We start from the raw sequence: 18,520 nt of genomic DNA on the forward strand, positions 1-18,520 counted from the left end.
ACAGAGGCGATGCGTCGACCCGAGGTCGTCAGTCCGTGACGGCCTCGTGGACCAGGCGTTTGAGGTCGGGGTAGAGCTTCAGGGACCGCCTCGGCCTCAACTGGGTGAAGAACTGCACGGTCACGTCGTGGCTCGGGTCGACCCAGAAGGTCGTCGTGGCGACACCGCTCCAGCCGTACGTGCCGAGGCCGCAGGGCGCCTGGGTGCGGCTCGGGTCGATGACCACGGAGACGCCGAGGCCGAAGCCGACCCCGTCGTGGCCGGGTTCGTCATGGGCGGGGCGGCTGCCGAAGGCGCGCAGGTCGGCGTCGCCGGGGAGATGGTTGCGGGTCATCAGGTCGACCGTCACGGGCGCGAGCAGCCGGACCCCGTCGAGCTCGCCGCGACGGCGCAGCAGCTCGCTGAAGCGGTGGATGTCGTAAGCGGTTGCGACCATGCCGCCGCTGCCCGACAGGAACCGGGGGCGGCCGAACAGCGGTAGGCCCGGGATCGGCTCGATACCGCCGCTGTCGCCGTCGCCGTACAGCTCCGCCAGCCGGCCGGCCTGTTCCTCCGTGACCTGGAAGCCGGCGTCGGGCATGCCCAGCGGACGGAAGATGCGCTCGGCGATGAACTCGTCCAGGGGACGCCCGGAGACGACCTCGATGATCCGGCCCAGGACGTTGGTGGCCACCGAGTAGTTCCACTGCGTGCCCGGCTCGAACTGCAGCGGCAGCCGCGCGTACGCCTCCACCGTCTCCGCCAGGTTCGAGCCGGGCAGCACCGCCGACTCCAGACCGGCCTCCCGGTAGAGCGCGTCGACGGGATGACAGTGGTAGAACGCGAAGGTCAGGCCCGCGGTGTGGGTCATCAGGTGTTTCACGAGCAGGGGCTGCTCGACCGGGCGGGTGGTGAGATCCGCACCGGAGCCGCCCGTGTACACCCGCTGGTCGGCGAAGGCCGGGAGGTGGTCGGCGACCGGGTCGTCGAGCCGTAGCCGGCCCTCCTCCATCAGTATCAGCGCGGCGACCGAGGTGACCGGCTTGGTCATGGAGTAGATCCGGTAGAGGGTGTCGGCCTCGACGGGCAGCCCGGCGGCGAGGTCGCGGTGGCCGTGCGCGGTGAGGTGCGCGACCCGGCCGCCGCGGGAGACGGCCACGAGGAACCCGGGCAGGCGCCCTTCGTCCACATAGTGGGCGACGTGCTGGTCGAGGCGGTCCAGCGCCTTCGCGTCCAGCCCGACCTCGCTCGGGTCGACCTCTTGCCGCAGCAGTGCCATCGTTCTCCTCCGGTGCGCTCGTTCAAGGTGCGGTCCGGGCCTACCCCGCCCGGACGACCTCAGACCTCATGGTCGCGTAGGGAACGCCTGTACGGACCCCTTTCGGCGTCATGATCCGTGTGCGTTGCGTCGCTTCCACCAGCCGTGGAACCGGCGGGAGGGGCAGAAGGGCCGGACGGTGCGGGACGCGATCGGCCGGGCAGGGCACGGCAGAGCGGCAGCGCCGCTGCGGCGGCGAAAGCCAGTACGAACAGGGGCGTGCGCGCCGTGCCGAGCGCCGTCAGTAAAGTCGCCGACGCCACGCCCAGCACCGGCCCGACGTTCATCGCCGTCTGCTGCAACCCGCCCGCCACCCCGGCCGACTCCACGGGAGCCTTCCGGACGACCATATGGGTCGCCGCGACCATCACGGCGCCGAACCCGGCGCCCGCGAGCGCGAATCCGAGGCCGAAGGCGACCGTCCCCGAGGCCCGGGCGAGGACGAGGACACCTGCGGCGAGGACGACCGTCGCCCCCGCGACCGTGGCGCGGGCTCCGGTCCGGCGCAGCAGCACGGCCGAGGCGGGCGCGGCGGCCACCAGCAGCGCGGCCAGTGGCAGGCTGAGCAGCGCGCTGCTCAGCGGGGACAGCCCCAGGCCGTCCTGGAGCACGTAGACACAGGCGAAGAGCGCGCCGTTGAGCGCCGCCGACGCGATGACCAGCACGCCGAGCGCCGCGCGCACCGCTCTGGAACCGGTTACCTCCGGTGGCAGCAGCGGGGCGGCGGCGCGGCGCTCGTGCCGTACGAAGGCGGCGCCGGCGAGGAGAGCGACCGGGGCCGACCAGGTCAGGTCCGGCAGCGTGACGAGGGCGTGCACCAGGCAGGCCAGGGCTGCGGCGAGCAGCAGGGCGCCGGGTACGTCGAGCGGGAGCGGAGGACGGGTCGTCGGAGTTGTCATGTCATGGTCGCGTGAGGTGAGGGCCAGCAGGCCGAACAACAGCGCGGGCACGATGTTGAGGAGGAAGACCGCCCGCCAGCCGAACTGCGTGGCCAGCGCCCCGCCCACCACCGGACCGGCGGCCGCGGCCACCCCGATGGACGCGGTGCGCACGGCGATCGGCATCCGCAGCCGCTCGGGCGGGTACGCGGCCCGCAGCATCCCCAGCGTGGCCGGCTGCAGCAGTGCGCCGAACACGCCCTGCACGACGCGCAGCCCGATCACCCAGCCGACACCCGGTGCCAGCGCGATGCCGGCCGAGGCGGCCCCGAAGCCGAGCATGCCGAGGGCGAAGGCGCGGCGGTGTCCGTACCGGTCGCCGAGCCGCCCGGCGAACACCAACAGGCCTGCCACCGCGACGAGATAGCCGGTGCTGGTCCACTGGACCTGGACGAGGGAGGCGTGCAGGTCGCGGCGCAGGGTGGGCTGGGCGACCGTGAGCACGGTGCCGTCCAGCGCCACCACCATGGCGCCGGCGACGCTGCTCGCCAGGGTCAGCCCCGGGGAACGCGGGGAGCGCGGCCAACGCGGGGAGCTCGGGGGGCTCGGGGGACCGGGGGCAGGCTTCACCGGCCGGCCTCCGGGCCGAGATGCGCGTCCAGGGCGGTGCGCAGGAGAGGGGTGAAGTCGTCGCTGCCGGTGGCGAGTTGGAGACTGCCCCAGCGCCACAACTGGGCGATGCCGTGCAGGTTCGCCCACAGGGCGCCCGCGATCGTACGGGCGTCGGCGTCGCTGCGGGCATCGGCGCGGGCGTCGTCCGGGGCGTCGTCGGTCGGCCGGGTGCGGCCGATGAGTTCCACCAGCACGCCGAACAACGGAAGGCTGGTGTCCCGCAGCCGCAAGTGCCCGCTCTCCAGCAGATCGTGACGGAACATCAACTCGTACATCCCGGGGTTCTCCAGAGCGAACTCCAGGTAGACGCGGCCCAGGTCGGTCAGTTGCGTGCGCGCATCCACGGCTTCGTCGCCGAGTGTCGTCTTCACGCGCCCGGCGAGGTCGGTGAAGCCGCGGTGCGCGATGGCCGACAACAGCTCCAGATGGGTCGGGAAGTGACGGCGCGGCGCCCCGTGCGAGACCCCCGCCCTCCGGGCGATCTCCCGCAGGGTCAGCGCCCCGGAGCCCTCCCGGGTCACGAGGTCCACACCGGCGTCGACGAGTCGGGTGCGGAGGTCCTGGTCGGGCGGCTGAGGCTGGTCCATGGACAGTGTCTATCGGGGGTTGAGGAACATACATGTCAGATCGTGCGCTAAGCGCTCGCGGCCTCGATTGGCGCTTTGACCTGGGATGATCGTACGGCGCAGCCTTCGCGGGTCGATGTTGTCGATCTTCGGAGGACCTGGTGGCAGTCGAGTTCCTGTCTGATCAACAGGCAGCCCAGTACGCGGCGTTCAACGGAGCACCGTCACGTGCGGAGCTGGAGCGGTACTTTTTCCTGGATGACTCGGATCTGGAGAAAGTGCAGGCCAAACGGCGTTCGCACAACCGGCTCGGGTTCGCGGTCCAGCTGACGAGCGTGCGCTATCTGGGTCGGTTCATGCCGGACCCGCGGCAGGTGCCGGCGGAGGTCGCCGAGTACCTCGCCGAGCAGCTGGGGATCGCGGATGCGTCGTGCCTGAAGGAGTACGGCGAGCGGGACGGGACGGCCCGTACACACGCCGGTGAGATCCAGGAGGCCGGAGGCTGGCGTGACTTCGCCGAGGTGCGCGACGAGCTGAGCGAGTGGCTGGATGCGCGGGCCTGGACGACCGGCGACGGGCCGAAGTCGCTGTTCGACGCGGCGGCCGGGTGGCTGCGCGAGCGCCGGGTGCTGCTGCCCGGGGCGAGCCGTCTGGCCCGGCTGGTGGGCACGGTTCGGGAGACGGCGAACAACCGGCTGTGGGACACCCTGTACGGCCTGCTGAGCACCGGCCAGCAGGCGGTGCTGGACTCGCTGTTGTCCGTTCCGCCGGGCGCCCGGATCTCGGAGCTGGACCGGCTGCGCCGTGGGCCGGTGCGGATCTCCGGGCCCCAGATGAAGTGGGCTCTGGAGCGGGCGCAGGAGATTGCAGCCTTCGGGATGGGCGAGGTGGACGTGTCCGCGATACCGCCGCGGCGGCTGGCGGAGCTGTCCCGGTACGGGATCGATGGCAAGGCGTCGCTGCTCAAGCGGCACGGTGACTCCCGGCGCCTGGCCACGCTGCTGGCCACTGCGGTCTACCTGACGTCCCGGGCGGTCGATGACGCCCTGGACCTGCTGGAGGTGCTGATCGCGACGAAGCTGCTGGCCAGGGCGGAGCGGGAGACGGCGAAGGAGAAGCTGAAGACCCTGCCGCGCGTGGAGAGGGCGTCGGCGAAGCTGGCCGCCGCGTTCCAGATCGTGTTCGACAGCACCAGCGAGCAGGTCGACACCGACACCGGGGAGATCACCCCGCCCGAGGTGGAGACGTTGGAGGCGATGCGGGAGCGGATCGAGCAGGTGGTGCCCCGGCGCGAGCTGGCGGCAGCGATCGCAGCACTGTTCGAGCTGACTCCGCCGCTCAACTCTGATGCGGACGAGGCATGGCGGACCCAGCTGGTCACCCGGTTCGCCGTCGTACGCCCGTTCCTGAAACTCCTGGTGACGGTGGTCGACTTCGACGCTACCCCGGAGGGCCTGCCGGTCCTGAAGGCGTTGAAGTCGCTGCCGGACCTGATGGGGCGCAAGAAGGTCGGGCCCGCCGAGATCAACACGGGCCTGCTCACGGGCTCCTGGCGGCGTCTGGTGCTGTCCGCGCCGCACCTGGAGCCGGGCACGGTGGACTGGAAGGCGTACGCGTTCTGCGTGCTGGAGCAGCTGTACCGGATGCTGCGGAGCAAGCAGGTGTTCGCTAAGAACTCCTCCAAGTGGGGCGATCCCCGCGCGAAGCTGCTGGACGGGGAGGCGTGGGAGCAGGCCAAGCCCAGCGTGCTCGCCTCGCTCGGGCTGCCCGCCGGGGCGGGTGAGCACCTGGCGGCGCGGGCCGCGCTGCTGGACGGCACCTACCGTGAGGTCGCCGCACGGGTGCCGGCGAACTCGCAGATCGTGTTCGACGACGACGGCCGCCTGCACTTCGCCGCGCTGGAGCCGGAGCCGGAACCCGCTTCCCTGCGCCAGCTGCGGGAGGCGGTGGAGGCGATGCTGCCCCGTGTCGACCTGCCTGCTGGAGGTGTTCTCGTGGACCGGCGCCGACCAGGCGTTCACTTCGGTCACCGGCGGCGAGGCCCGGCTGAAGGACTTGCACGTGACAATCGCCGCGCTGCTGGTCGCGCACAGCTGCAACGTCGGCTACACCCCGGTCATCGGGGCCGCGGACGCCCTGAAGTACGGCCGCCTGTCCCACGTCGACCAGACGTATCTGCGGCTGGCGACATACCGGGCCGCGAACGCCACGCTGATCGACTGCCAGGCATCCATCCCGCTCGCGCAGGCGTGGGGCGGCGGCCTGGTCGCCTCCGTAGACGGCATGCGGTTCGTCGTCCCCGTCCCGTCGGTGTACGCCCGCCCCAACCCGAAGTACTTCGGGCGCCGGGGCGGCGCGACCTGGCTGAACATGATCAACGACCAGGCCGCAGGGCTCGGTGGGAAGGTGGTGGCCGGCACCCCGCGCGACTCGCTGTACGTGCGGGACGTCCTCTACGACCGCGACGGCGGCAAGCGCCCCGAGATGATCGTCACGGACACCGCTTCGTACAGCGACATCGTGTTCGGCCTGCTCACGCTCGCTGGGTTCGCGTACGCCCCGCAGCTCGCCGACCTGCCGGACCAGAAGATGTGGCGCATCGACCGTACCGCCGACTACGGAGCCTTCCAGGAGGCGGCCCGTGGCCGGGTCGACCTTGCCAGCATCGAACGGCACTGGGAGGACATCCTTCGCATCATCGGCTCCATCCACACCGGTGCCGTGCGCGCGTACGACGTCATCCGCATGCTGTCGCGGGACGGGCGCCCCACCCCGCTCGGCGACGCGATCGCGCACTACGGGCGGATCTCCAAGACCCTGCACATCCTGCGCCTGGCCGACGAGCCCGGCTACCGCAGGCAGATCAAGAGCCAGGCCAACCTCCAGGAGGGCCGCCACTCCCTGGCTCGGAAGATCTTCCACGGCAGGCACGGGCAGCTCTACCAGCGCTACCAGGACGGCATGGAGGACCAGATCGGGGCGCTGGGCCTGGTCCTCAACGCACTCGTGCTGTTCAACACCCGGTACATGGACGCTGCGGTGAACCAGCTGCGGGCGGATGGCTTCGACGTCCGTGACGAGGACGTGGCCCGCCTCTCGCCGTTTGTGCGGCACCACATCAACATGCTCGGCCGGTACTCCTTGCAGCTCCCCGACCTGCCCGGCGGCCTGCGTCCGCTGCGTGACCCGGAGGCCGCCGAAGAAGCGTGAACCCGGTGCGGGTGGCATTCACCGCCGGGGCTATCTCGGCGGTGAAAGCTCCGGGCTGCTGCTGGGCTGGCACTGGAGTGCGAGCGGCCGCCGCACCGGGTGGGTGCGGTGGCCGTGGGTGGGATCGGCTCGTGGTCCGAGTCAGCCAGCCCGGAGCAGGGAATGCAGCTCGGTGGTGTCGATGATGTGGGCCCGTGAGGGGAAGACCCGGTGGAGCAGGACGTTGTGGACTTCGGTGTCTGGGTCGGCGACGCCGTCGGACAGTACATAGAGCTGGTAGTCGCGGTCGGCAGCGTCGATGACGGTGGACAGGACGACGCCGCTGGTACTGATGCCGGAGACGACCAGAGTGGTGATGCCGCGCTCGCGTAGCTGCTGGTCGAGGTCGGTGGTGGACATGCTGCCGTAGCGGTTCTTGCGCACGATGATGTCGCCGTCCTGGGGAGCCAGGCGCTCGTGGATGGTGGTGGCAGGGTCCTCGTGATGCATGGCGCGGTGTTGGGCCAGCGGGGCGAAGGACTTGTTGGTGGCCGGGATCGCGTCCCAGTCGGCCTCGGTGAAGCCGACGCGTACGTAGGCGATGGTGCCGCCGTTTGCGCGAACGTCGGCGATGGCCCCTTGCACGCGACCGAGCAGGGCGTTGCGGTCCTCGCCTTCGGGCACAAAGGCCAGGATCGCGGGCTGGTAGTCCATGACGAGAAGCGCGGTGTGCGTGGGGTCAAGTACGGGCGCAGTGCTCACGCGAGTGTTCTCCTTGCTGGTGGTGTGCCTGGTCGACGCGGACGCGCACCGGCGGACCGGCTGCGGCCTGTGGGCTTCGGCGGTGAGTTGCGGTGCCTCATGAGTGGCTGCGGGACAGTTCCAGCTCGTGCTGCGACGTCTGGTCCTGTCGGGGAAGCAGGAGCGGGGTGGTCAGGATGAGCAGTCCCGCGACCGTGAAAGCGGTGCGTGGGCTGGTGACGTTGGCGAGCAGCCCGGCGAGCGCGGTGAGGACGGCGATGGACGCCTGCTGGCCGATCGACCACGCCGTCAGGGTGCGGGCGACGAGATGCTTGGGGGTGTGTTCGAGCCGGTAGGTGGCGAGCACGGGGCTGTACAGGCTCATGTTGATGATGATTGCCAGCTCGACGGCCATCACGGTGACGAGGCCGACGATGCCGGGACGGACAAAGGCCAGGCCGATGAGCCAGATGGCGCGCAGGGTGCCGACGGTCCGGAAGACCCGGTGCCGGCCGTAGCGGGCCACGACACGGCGTGCCAGCCGGGAGCCGATGAGTCCGCCGAGGCAGGGGGCGGCGAAGGCGAGGGCGTACTGCCAGGGCGGGAACCCGAGTTGACGAAGGAGGAGCACGGCCAGCAGCGGCTCGGTGGCCATGATCAGACCGGCGACGAGCATTTGGTTGAGGTAGAGCGGCCGCAGACCGGGGTGGCCCATGATGTGTCGCCAGCCGTCGAGCAGTGCGCCCGCCCGGAGTGGGCTCTTGTCGGTCGTTCGCGGCGCTTCTTCCTGGCCGCGGATCGCGGTGATGCCGAGCGCGGAGAGCAGGTAGCTGAGCGCGTCGGCCACCACGGTGGTGACCGGCCCGAACAGGCCGATCGCCGCCCCGCCGAGCGGTGGTCCGACCGCGATGGAGCTCCAGTTCGTGGACTCGAACCGCGCGTTGGCGACCAGCAGGTCATCCGGCCGCACGAGGGCCTTGAGGTAGGCACCGCTGGCCGCGTTGAAGGCGATCTTGGCTGCGGCGACCACGGCCGAGACCACGAGCAGTTGGACGAAACTGAGCCGTCCGAAGGCGTAGGCGACGGGGATCGTCGCCATGGCCGCAAACCGGGCCAGGTCCATCATGATCATGACCGGGCGCTTGCGCCGGAACTCCACCCACGGCGCGAGCGGCACCGCGATCAACGCGCCCACCGCAGGCCCCACTGCGGACAGCGCGGACACCTCGGCAGGTCCGGCATGCAACACCAGCACGGCGATCAGCGGCAACGCCCCGAATCCCAACCCGGACCCGTACGCGCTCACCGCATATGACGCCCACAGCCAACCGAACTGCCGACCCAACCGTCTCCTGCCCACCATGCTCAGCGCACTCCCCTTGAAATCCCATCTGAACAAACTGACGTTGACCGATGAGAGGTAAGCGGGCAGAACAACGGCAGGTCAAACAACTGACCTGCCAGCAATCCACAACCAGTAGTTGTTCACTAAGGTGGGTCGGCGTGGACCTCGAAGCAGTACGTACCTTTGTCGCCGTCGCGGAAGCGGGCCAGTTCCAGAAAGCCGCCACCGACCTGTCGATCACCCAGCAGGCCGTCTCCAAACGCATCGCCACACTGGAGCACGGCCTCGGTGTGCGGTTGTTCACCCGTGCCCCACGCGGCGCCGAGCTCACCATCGACGGACAGGCGTTCCTGCCCCACGCCCGCGAGTTGCTGCGCGTCGCCGAGCGCGCGGGTGCGTCCGTGCGCCCGGGCCGCCGTCCGCTGCGCGTCGACGTGATCGCCTCGCGCAGCGCGCAGTCGGGCCTGATGCGCGACTTCCACCGCGTACACCCCGACATCGAGCTCGACGTGATGATGCTGTTCGACATCGAGACGGCCGTCACCGCCATTCGTTCCGGTGCGATCGACGCGTCCTTCCGCGCCGTCGCCGCGCCCGGCCGGCCCCTGCCCGAGGACATCGCCTCCGTCAGGGTGCTCGACGAACCGCTCCAGTTCCTCACCGGACCCGCCCACGCGCTGGCGGGCGCCCGGTCGGTGACCGTCGCCCGGCTCACCGGGCACCGGATCTGGATGCCCGGCATCGCCCCCGGTACCGAGTGGGGCGCCTACTACGACGACCTCGTCGCCGAGTTCGGCCTCACCATCGAAGTGACCGGCCCCAACTTCGGCTCCGACGCACTCCTCGACACGATCGCCGACACCCCTGCCCTGGCCACTTTCATGGGCGAACACACTCGCCTCATCTGGCCCACCGACCACGGCCTGCGCCGCATCCCGGTGACCGACCCGACACCCGTCTACCCGCACTCACTCCTCTGGCACCGCGACAACCCCCACCCGGCGCTGGCCACCCTCCGCACCCACCTCGCCACCACGACGACCGGCCACGACGCCACCGGGACCTGGACACCGAGCTGGGCGATTCCTCGCTGAACGGCTCCCCGCCCGTGCGGCCAGCCCCGCCCAGCGCAGGCGGCTAACGGCGGGCGTCGCCGGGGGCGAGCAGGCTGGTCAGCTCGGCGATCGCCTCCGGGGAGGGCTTGAAGTAGCGGCGGACGTTCTCCGGCTTCTTGTGCCGGGACTTCGCCATCAGCATCAACAGCGAGGTGCCCTGCTCGCCGAGATGGGTCAGGGCGGAGTGGCGGTACTCGTGCAGGTCCCAGCCCGTACCCGGCCCGCGCAGGGCGGTGTGCTCGTCGAGCAGGGCGCGGGCCTGCCCGTACGACAGCCGGGCCAGCCCGGTGTCCGGGCATACGTCGCGGGGGCTGACGACCTTGCCCGGCCCCGGGCGGCGATGGGTGACGAACACCGGCCCGCGGGTTCGTCCCTTGAGCAGCCGGGGCAGCAGCCGGGCGGTGCCGGCATCCCAGTACACGGGCTCCAGCACGTAGTCCTCGCGCGACTCGCCCCGGCGGCGGACCTTGGTCCGGGCTCCCTTGGCCTTGACCAGGCAACGGCGCCCGGCGAGGTCCAGTTCCTCGATGTTGACGCCCAGGATCTCCTCGGACCGCCCGGCGGTCTCGTAGAGCATCCGCCACAGCGTCTTCTCCCGCAGGTGCACCTCGCGCCGCGCGATCAGCCGGTCGACTGCCATCTTCGAGCGGGCCGGGGTCTCGGAGTCCGGCACCGTCAGCCGCTTCGCCCAGGCCGGGACCATCGGTCCCTCGTAGCCGCGCTCGCGGCACCAGCCGAGCCAGGACAGCACCCCCGCCCGGCGGGAGTTCCAGGTGTTGACCGCCGCGGTGCCCCAGAGCAGCTCCAGGACCTCACCGATCTCGTCGTCCGCGACCGACGCCAGCGGCCGGGCCTCGCCGAGCCGTTCAGCGGTCTTGCCCACCCCGATCCCGTATAGTTGCGGACCGTGTTCGGGTTGCCGAGCGAGTCGAGAAACACGTCCGCCGCCGCGCGGACGGTCAACGCCTTCCCGGCCGGCAGCTGTACGACGGTGGACACCACTTCCCCCTTGCCGCAGATAACAGGGCCGCTTCACGTAGTGGCTGGAGAACATCACCACAGGTGACGGATCAAGCTACCGCAGATATTGGGGTGTTATCCGTGGGAAGACTTCAAGCGGATCCGGCCGCCGACGTTCCGTCAGTCGCCCACCAGGGCCGACGTCGGCTTAGCGCACGATCTGACATGGATGTTCCTCAACCCCCCTATCGCGTCTCGGTAGACACTGTCTACTCGCAACGGCGGGGAATGCGACTCCCAGGGCGCGGGTTGTGCGAAGCATGACTCAGGAGACGACGCAGGACGCACTGCTCGCGCTGCTCACCGAGGGTCGCGGCGGGGTGCTGGTCACCCTGAAGCGCGACGGACGCCCTCAGCTGTCGAACGTCAGCCATCACTACTACCCGGACGAGGGCGTCATCCGGATCTCCGTCACGGACGATCGCGCCAAGACTCGCAATCTGCGCCGCGACCCCCGGGCGTCGTACCACGTCACCGCCCCCGACCACCGCGCCTACACGGTGGCGGAGGGCACCGCGGACCTCACGCCGGTCGCCGAGGACCCCTACGACGACACGGTCGAGGAACTGATCCGCCTCTATCGCGACGTCATCGGCGAACACCCCGACTGGGACGACTACCGAGCCGCCATGGTCCGCGACCGTCGCCTCGTCGTCCGCCTACGGGTGGAGCGGGCGTACGGGATCCCCAGGAGCGCCGACGCCGGATAGGCCGGGTTTTCGGCTGCCACGACGCACCCGAGCCCCCGGAGCCGCGAAGGCGTCCAGGGGCTCGGGGGTCCCGGCGTACCCGGCCCGGGGCGGGAACGGTGCCCCGGGCTCAGGAGCGAGGAAGGCGCCCCGGGATGTGAGCGGTCATCCCGAGGCGGTGGGGGTGGAGGCGGCGGAGGAGCTGGGCGGAGGAGCGGTGCGCCGCCCGGCCCCGGCCCGCAGGATCAGGCAGTAACCGTTTCCGGCCGGGACGGCTCCTGCACCGAGCGCTCGCCCAGCTGCTCCGTCGGGATCTTCGCCGTCTCCCGGGCCGACAGGGCCGCGATCACCGGCGGGACGCACAGCGCCGCCGTGAAGAGGGCCACCGAGGCCCAGTCGTCGCCGTCCGGGCCCGCGATCTGCGCGGCGAAGGTGACCGCGAAGCCGGCCACAGCGAAGCCGATCTGAGTCCCGATCGCCATGCCGGACAGCCGGACCCGGGTGGAGAACATCTCGCCGTAGAAGGAGGGCCACACGCCGTTCGCGGCGCTGTAGACCACGCCGAAGGTGGCGATGCCCATGAGCATGATCAGCGGGTAGGAGCCGGTGGAGATGGCCCACAGATAGGCCACCATCATCACCCCGCTGCCGGCCGCGCCGATCAGGAACACCGGACGGCGGCCGATGCGGTCGGAGAGCGTGGCCCACGCGGGGATGGCCGCCAGCGCGACCACGTTGGCCAGCGCGCCCACCCACAGCATCGAGGAGCGGTCCATGCCGACCGCGTCACTGGTCGCGTACGCCAGCGCCCACACGGTGAAGATGGTGCTGACCGAGGCGACGAGCGCGCACGCGATCACCCGCAGGACGTCCGCCCAGTGCTCGCGCAGCAGCACCGCCAGCGGCAGCTTGACGACCTCGCCGGTGGCCTGCTGGGCCTCGAAGGCCGGCGTCTCCTCCAGCGTGCGGCGGATGACATAGCCGACGAAGGCGACCGCGATGCTCAGCCAGAACGGGATCCGCCAGCCCCAGGACAGCAGCTGGTCCTCGGGGAGGGCGGCGATCGGGATGAAGACGAGTGTGGCCAGGAGCTGGCCGCCCTGGGTGCCGCTGAGGGTGAAGCTGGTGAAGAAGCCGCGCCGGTTCGGTGGCGCGTGTTCCAGCGTCATGGAGTTGGCGCTGGCCTGCTCGCCGGCCGCGGAGATGCCCTGCAGCACACGGCACAGGACCAGCAGGACGGGCGCGAGCGTGCCGACCTGGTCGCGGGTGGGCAGGCAGCCGATGAGGAACGTCGAGACGCCCATCAGAATGAGCGTGAAGACCATGATCTTCTTTCGGCCGACACGGTCGCCGAAGTGCCCGAGGAACAGCGCGCCGACGGGCCGGGCCGCGTAGGCGACGCCGAACGTGGCGAGCGACAGCAGGGTCGCGGTGGCCGGGTCGGACTCGTCGAAGAAGACCTTCGGGAAGATCAGTGCTGCCGCGCTGCCGTAGATGAAGAAGTCGTAGTACTCCAGGGCACTGCCGATCCAGGCCGCCGTGGCGGCTTTCTTCGGCTGGCCGGGGGGTGCGGCGGGGACGGGCACGGCGTGCTCCTTCGAGGGAACTCCAGCGTCCAACGTACGTGGAGTGAGACAAGGGGAGTAGGGCCGGTTCCCTGGGGTGCGGGACGGCTGCGCCGGGTGCGTGCCCGGCTAATTAACCCACTGGGTAGTTAGTAGCGGATGGCTACGGATGTTGCGCTGATGTTTCTCCGCTGTCAATAGGTCACGCGGAAGGATCTTCCGTGGGGCGGGAGCGGGGGATCAGTCCTCCGCGCGCTCCGCCGTCAGGTAGGCGATCACCATGTCGCCGAGCATGGTGCGGTAGTGCTCGCGCTGCGCCGGGTCGACCAGGTCGCGGCCGAACAGCGCGCCGAACGTGTGCCGGTTGGCCACCCGGAAGAAGCAGAACGAGCTGATCATCGCGTGCAGGTCGACGGCGTCCACCTCGGCCGTGAACAGGCCGGACTCGTGTCCGGAGGCCAGGATGCGGCGGATCACGTCGAGCGCGGGGGAGCCCATCCGGCCGAGCTTCTCGGAGCCGGCGATGTGCTCGGCCTCGTGGATGTTCTCGATGCTCACCAGACGGATGAAGTCGGGATGCTGCTCATGGTGGTCGAAGGTGACCTCGGCCAGCCGGCGGATCGCCGCGACGGGGTCGAGATGCTCGACGTCCAGCCCCTGCTCGGCCTCGCGGATCACGCCGTAGGCCCGCTCCAGGACGGCCGTGAACAGCTGCTCCTTGCCGCCGAAGTAGTAGTAGATCATCCGCTTCGTGGTGCTGGTGAGGGCGGCGATGTCGTCCACCCGGGCCCCGGCGTACCCGGCCCGGGCGAACTCCTGGGTCGCCACGTCGAGGATCTCGGCCTGGGTCCGGGCGGCGTCGCGGATGCGCCCGTTGCCGTGGGGTCGTGCCGGTTCGTCGACGCTGGTCATCGGGTTCCTTCGGGCGGCGTGAATGCAGTGCCGAGATTCTAGAAGCCCGCTCCCGCCCTGTGACGTGAGAGGGCTTCCCTTGAGACCCGCTCCGGTGTTATGACTAACTCACCAGTTCGTACATTAGTCGTCCGACTCGGTCGCTGCAGTCGCCCTCCGGCTCAGTGACTTCAGTCGATCCAGCCGATCAGGAGGTCCGCAGTGGCCGTCGTCCTCAAGGACTCGTATCTCGTCGGGCTGATCGGTTCCGGCATCGGTCCGTCGCTCAGCCCGGCGCTGCACGAGCGGGAAGCCGACCGCCAGGGGCTGCGCTACCTGTACCGCCTCGTCGACATCGACGTGCTCGGCGTCGGGCCCGAGGCGGTCGGCGATCTGGTGCGCACCGCGCGGGACCTCGGTTTCGACGGGCTCAACATCACGCACCCGTGCAAGCAGCTGGTCATCCCGCACCTCGACGCGCTCTCCGCGCAGGCCGAGGCGCTCGGCGCGGTCAACACCGTCGTCTTCGAGGACGGCCGCGCCATCGGCCACAACACCGATGTAACCGGTTTCGCCGCCTCTTTCGCGCGCGGTCTGCCTGACGTCCCGCTGGAGCGGGTCGTGCAGCTCGGCGCCGGAGGCGCGGGCGCGGCCGTCGCGCACGCGACGCTCACCCTCGGCGCCGGGCAGGTCACGGTCGTCGACGCGCTGCCCGACCGGGCCGCGGATCTCGCCGGCTCCCTGAACCGCCACTTCGGGCCCGGCCGGGCCACGGCCGCCACCCCCGACCGGCTGGCCGAGCTGCTCACCGCGGCCGACGGCATCGTGCACGCCACCCCCACCGGCATGGCCGCCCACCCCGGCCTGCCCTTCCCGGCGGAGCTGCTGCGGCCCGACCTGTGGGTCGCCGAGGTCGTCTACCGCCCCCTGGAGACGGAGCTGCTGCGCACCGCCCGCGCGCTGGGCTGCGCCACCCTCGACGGCGGCGGCATGGCCGTCTTCCAGGCCGTGGACGCGTTCCGCCTGTTCACCGGGCGGGAACCCGACAGCACGCAGATGCTCGCGCACTTCGCCGCACTGGCCGGACCGGTCGCCGCCCCGAAGTAGCGGCCGCCCCGAACCAGCCGCCGCCTACGTGAGCAGCCGCCGCCCACGCGAGCATCCGCAGCCCCGCGACCAGCCGCCGCCCCGCACGCAGTGGCGGCGCGCGCCGCAAGCGATCGCCGCCCCGTCGAAGCCCGCCGAAGACCAGGAGACGCCACCGTGCGCACGTCGATAGCAACCGTTTCCCTCAGCGGATCCCTCACCGAGAAGCTCACGGCCGCCGCCCGGGCCGGTTTCGACGGCGTCGAGATCTTCGAGAGCGACCTGCTCGCCAGCCCCCTGACCCCGCAGGAGATCCGCGCCCGCTGCGCCGACCTCGGCCTGGGCATCGACCTGTACCAGCCGATGCGGGACATCGAGGCCGTGCCGCCCGCGGAGTTCGCCCGCAACCTGCGCCGCGCCCGGCACAAGTTCGAGCTGATGAACCGGCTCGGCGCGGACACCGTCCTGGTCTGCTCCAGCGTCTCCCCGCTCGCCGTGGACGACGACGCCCTCGCCGCCGAGCAGCTGAGCCAACTGGCCGACCTGGCCCAGGACTTCGGCGTCCGCGTCGCCTACGAGGCGCTCGCCTGGGGGCGGCACGTCAGCACCTACGACCACGCCTGGCATGTCGTCGAGACCGCCGATCACCCCGCGCTCGGCACCTGCCTCGACAGCTTCCACATCCTCTCCCGGGGCTCCGACCCCAAGCCGATCGAGGACATCCCCGGCGAGAAGATCTTCTTCCTGCAACTCGCCGACGCCCCGCTGCTCGGCATGGACGTCCTGCAGTGGAGCCGCCACCACCGCTGCTTCCCCGGACAGGGCGGCTTCGACGTCGCCGGATTGGTGAAACACGTCCTGCGCACCGGTTACGACGGTCCGCTCTCCCTGGAGATCTTCAACGACGTCTTCCGGCAGGCCGAGGCCGGCCTGACCGCCGTCGACGCCCGCCGCTCCCTGCTGATCCTCCAGGAGGAGGCCGGCATCGAGGCCCTGCCCGCGCCCGCCGCGCCCACCGGGATCGCCTTCGCCGAACTGGTCACCCACGACGCCGAACCCGTCGTCGCCCTCCTCGCCGGACTGGGCTTCGCGCGCACCGCCCGGCACCGCGGCAAACCGGTCGAACTCTGGGAGCAGGGCGAGGCCCGCGTCCTGGTCAACACCGGCCCGGCCGCCCTCCCGCAGGCCCGGTTCCGCTCGCGCGGGGGGAGCCCCGCCGACGGCGCCACGCTCGCCGCCATCGGCCTGGAGTCACCCGACCCGGCCGCGGCCGCCCGCCGCGCCGAGGCCCTGCTCGCCCCCGTACTGCCGCGCCGCCGCGCCGCCGAGGACGCCCCGCTCGACGCGGTCGCCGCACCCGACGGCACGGAACTCTTCCTGTGCGCGACGAACCGGCCAGAACTCCCCAACTGGCGCGCCGACTTCGAGGACGTCCCGCCCCCCGCCACCGCGACCGCCGCCACGCTCGGGGCCTGCCGCGTCGACCATGTGGCGCTCACCCAGCCCTGGCACCACTTCGACGAGGCCGTCCTCTTCCACCGCGGTGTCCTCGGCCTCGACGCCCAGGAGTCCGTCGACGTCGCCGACCCCTACGGGCTGCTGCGCAGCCGCGCCGTCGCCAACGCCGACGGCAGCGTCCGCTTCCCGCTGACCGTCGGCGCGGCCCCCGGCGACGGCACCGCGCACGCCCGGCACATCGCGCTGGCCACCGACGACGTGATCGCCGCGGCCCGCCGGTTCACCGCGGCCGGCGGCCGCCTGCTGCCCATCCCCGCGAACTACTACGACGACCTCGCGGCCCGCTTCGAGTTCGCCGACGGCGAGCTGGAGACCTACCGCGACCTCGGCATCCTCTACGACCGGGACGCGCACGGGGTCTTCCGGCACTGCTACACGCACACGGTCGGCCGGGTCTTCTTCGAACTCGTCCAGCGCGACGGCGGCTACCAGGGCTACGGCGCCGGCAACGCGCCGGTGCGGCTGGCCGCCCAGCACGCCGTGCGCTGACCCGGCCCTATTGGCGGCTGACCGTCCGGGTGACACCGGCGGCCACCGTCGTGGCCAGGATCCAGCCGGTGACGATGAGGACGTACGACAGCGTCTGATAGCCGCCGGTCGGCGCGAAGGCGCTCTCCTGACCGAAGGAGATCACCGGCAGCAGCAGGTCGAGGGTGTAGAAGACCGGGTTGAACTCGGGCGCCTCGCCCGCCTTGAGCGGCGGCGGGTGCTGCCCGGCGTACGCGACCGAGCCGACGGCCAGCAACGACAGCAGCCACACCGCCGCGCGCAGCGGGCGGAAGCCGTAGCCGACCGCTGCGTCCTGGAGATGGCCCCACAGCCGGCCGTACCAGGGCAGCGTGCCGCGATGACGGCGCTGCTTGGCCAACTGCACGACCCGGGCGGCCCGGTCGTCGCCGGTGCGGCGGTAGGCGGCCGTCAGCTGTTCGTAGGCGTGCGGGTCGAAGTCCTCGTCGCGCTCCAGCATCGGCAGCCGCCGCTCGGCGGGCTCGTGCGGGGTGAGGAAGGTGTAGGTGAGGTCCAGCAGCCGCACCTGGTCGGGCAACATCTCCGGCTCCAGCTGGAGTTGGCCCACCTCGGCGCGCCGCAGGTTCAGCCGGCCCTCGATCGGCGGGCCCTCGCGCAGCCAGATCTCGCCGATGACGCAGCTGCTGGCGCGCAGGGCGGTGCCGCCCGGGTTGGACAGCGTGGTGCGCAGCAGGTCGACCCGGCCGGGGATACGGGCGCCGCGAAGATCGATCCGGCCCTGCGCGCGCATCCGCCGGCCCAGCAGGTTCGCGCCCACGTCGAGCGCCTCCGCCTCCAGGACGAAGCCGCCGGGATTGCTCAACTCGGCGTCCTCCAGGTCGATCGAGCCGGCCACGTGGGCGCCGTCGAGCCTGATCAGCCCGCGGGCGCGCAGTCCGCGGGCACAGAGGTCGTCGTCGATGGAGACCTGGTTGAGCTGGAGGACGGGCTGTGCGGGGTCGGTCGTGGCGACCTCCGCGCCGTCGAGGTACAGCGCGCCCGAGATCTGCGCCCTGCTGAGGTGGACCGGACCGCCGACCCGGCAGCGGGTCAGCCGCAGTCCGCCGTCGATCCGGGTGTGCGAGGCGTCCAGCCCGGGCAGTTCGGAGTCGCGCAGGCTGACGTAGCTGAGCTGGGCGCCGACCAGTCGAGGGGGCTCGTCGAAGCGGCAGTGGATCAGCCGGATCATGCTGTCGACGACCGCGTACCGCAGGTCGAGGACGCCGGTGATGCGCGCCCCCGCGATCCGCAGAGCGGCTATCTCCCCTGGTTCCCGGGGCCCGTTGAGGAGCAGCGCCCGCAACACGGCGGCTCGCACGGCGCGTTCGGTGCCGTTCTCCTCGCCCTGCGTCCGGAAGTCCACGGTCGCCCCCGTGGCGAAGGCCCGCCAGACGCGTCGTTCGGCCGGTGTCAGATCGTTGATCTCCATCAGCCGCGACTC

12 protein-coding genes and 2 pseudogenes are annotated in these 18,520 nt (G+C 71.2%); 5 read left to right on the forward strand and 9 right to left on the reverse strand.

Translation table 11 applies throughout. From position 1 onward, the window contains the following. Positions 1-28: 28 nt before the first annotated feature. The 3 genes from ACWCPF_RS12740 to ACWCPF_RS12750 all read right to left on the reverse strand — a co-directional run bounded on the left by ACWCPF_RS12740 (position 29) and on the right by ACWCPF_RS12750 (position 3,434). Entirely contained in the window at positions 29-1,258 is a 1,230-nt protein-coding gene (locus tag ACWCPF_RS12740; RefSeq protein ID WP_451045005.1) for a serine hydrolase domain-containing protein, read from the reverse strand. A 59-nt stretch (positions 1,259-1,317) separates the two neighbouring features. Beyond that, positions 1,318-2,703, reverse strand: a complete 1,386-nt coding sequence (locus ACWCPF_RS12745) for an MFS transporter (protein WP_451045006.1) — start codon at positions 2,701-2,703, stop codon at positions 1,318-1,320. 98 nt (positions 2,704-2,801) lie between these two features. Beyond that, positions 2,802-3,434, reverse strand: a complete 633-nt coding sequence (locus ACWCPF_RS12750) for a TetR/AcrR family transcriptional regulator (protein ID WP_451045007.1) — start codon at positions 3,432-3,434, stop codon at positions 2,802-2,804. A 140-nt stretch (positions 3,435-3,574) separates the two neighbouring features. Here ACWCPF_RS12750 and ACWCPF_RS12755 point away from each other — a divergent pair. Then, positions 3,575-6,623, forward strand: a pseudogene (locus tag ACWCPF_RS12755) (Tn3 family transposase). A 141-nt stretch (positions 6,624-6,764) separates the two neighbouring features. On the opposite strand, the gene ACWCPF_RS12760 reads toward ACWCPF_RS12755, so the two are convergent. Continuing rightward, entirely contained in the window at positions 6,765-7,364 is a 600-nt protein-coding gene (locus ACWCPF_RS12760) for a cysteine hydrolase family protein (RefSeq protein ID WP_451045008.1), read from the reverse strand. A gap of 97 nt (positions 7,365-7,461) precedes the next feature. After that, positions 7,462-8,706, reverse strand: a complete 1,245-nt coding sequence (locus ACWCPF_RS12765; protein ID WP_451045009.1) for an MFS transporter — start codon at positions 8,704-8,706, stop codon at positions 7,462-7,464. 140 nt (positions 8,707-8,846) lie between these two features. Between ACWCPF_RS12765 and ACWCPF_RS12770 the strand changes: the two genes are divergently transcribed. Continuing rightward, positions 8,847-9,782: a LysR family transcriptional regulator gene (locus tag ACWCPF_RS12770; protein ID WP_451045010.1), complete on the forward strand. Its 936-nt coding sequence runs from the start codon at positions 8,847-8,849 to the stop codon at positions 9,780-9,782. Between the two features lie 43 nt (positions 9,783-9,825). Here ACWCPF_RS12770 and ACWCPF_RS12775 read toward each other — a convergent pair. Beyond that, positions 9,826-10,802, reverse strand: a pseudogene (locus ACWCPF_RS12775) (tyrosine-type recombinase/integrase). Between the two features lie 281 nt (positions 10,803-11,083). On the opposite strand from ACWCPF_RS12775, the gene ACWCPF_RS12780 reads away from it, so the two are divergent. After that, a complete protein-coding gene (locus ACWCPF_RS12780) occupies positions 11,084-11,533 on the forward strand; it encodes a PPOX class F420-dependent oxidoreductase (protein WP_451045011.1) in 450 nt (149 codons plus the stop codon). Positions 11,534-11,757: 224 nt separating this feature from the next. Here the strand turns inward: ACWCPF_RS12780 and ACWCPF_RS12785 are convergent, their stop codons facing one another. Further along, positions 11,758-13,098 (reverse strand): MFS transporter, encoded by a 1,341-nt coding sequence (locus ACWCPF_RS12785; RefSeq protein ID WP_451045012.1) that lies wholly within the window; start codon positions 13,096-13,098, stop codon positions 11,758-11,760. Between the two features lie 219 nt (positions 13,099-13,317). Continuing rightward, complete coding sequence (locus tag ACWCPF_RS12790) at positions 13,318-13,989, reverse strand: TetR family transcriptional regulator (protein ID WP_451045013.1); 672 nt, start codon at positions 13,987-13,989, stop codon at positions 13,318-13,320. Positions 13,990-14,190: 201 nt separating this feature from the next. On the opposite strand from ACWCPF_RS12790, the gene ACWCPF_RS12795 reads away from it, so the two are divergent. Then, entirely contained in the window at positions 14,191-15,075 is an 885-nt protein-coding gene (locus ACWCPF_RS12795; RefSeq protein WP_451045014.1) for a shikimate dehydrogenase, read from the forward strand. 156 nt (positions 15,076-15,231) lie between these two features. After that, complete coding sequence (locus ACWCPF_RS12800) at positions 15,232-17,061, forward strand: bifunctional sugar phosphate isomerase/epimerase/4-hydroxyphenylpyruvate dioxygenase family protein (protein WP_451045015.1); 1,830 nt, start codon at positions 15,232-15,234, stop codon at positions 17,059-17,061. A 7-nt stretch (positions 17,062-17,068) separates the two neighbouring features. Here ACWCPF_RS12800 and ACWCPF_RS12805 read toward each other — a convergent pair whose 3' ends face one another. Beyond that, on the reverse strand, positions 17,069-18,508 hold the full coding sequence (locus ACWCPF_RS12805; RefSeq protein WP_451045016.1) for a membrane-associated oxidoreductase: 1,440 nt from the start codon (positions 18,506-18,508) through the stop codon (positions 17,069-17,071). Between the last annotated feature and the right edge of the window lie 12 nt (positions 18,509-18,520).

The organism is Streptomyces sp. NPDC001858, assembly GCF_053594615.1.

Coding starts and splice junctions, on each gene's coding strand:
- ACWCPF_RS12790 (WP_451045013.1), bottom strand. CDS start 13,989: ATGACCAGCGTCGACGAACCGGCACGACCCCACGGCAACGGGCGCATC.
- ACWCPF_RS12745 (WP_451045006.1), bottom strand. CDS start 2,703: ATGGTGGTGGCGCTGGACGGCACCGTGCTCACGGTCGCCCAGCCCACC.
- ACWCPF_RS12750 (WP_451045007.1), bottom strand. CDS start 3,434: ATGGACCAGCCTCAGCCGCCCGACCAGGACCTCCGCACCCGACTCGTC.
- ACWCPF_RS12765 (WP_451045009.1), bottom strand. CDS start 8,706: ATGGTGGGCAGGAGACGGTTGGGTCGGCAGTTCGGTTGGCTGTGGGCG.
- ACWCPF_RS12740 (WP_451045005.1), bottom strand. CDS start 1,258: ATGGCACTGCTGCGGCAAGAGGTCGACCCGAGCGAGGTCGGGCTGGAC.
- ACWCPF_RS12805 (WP_451045016.1), bottom strand. CDS start 18,508: ATGGAGATCAACGATCTGACACCGGCCGAACGACGCGTCTGGCGGGCC.
- ACWCPF_RS12780 (WP_451045011.1), top strand. CDS start 11,084: ATGACTCAGGAGACGACGCAGGACGCACTGCTCGCGCTGCTCACCGAG.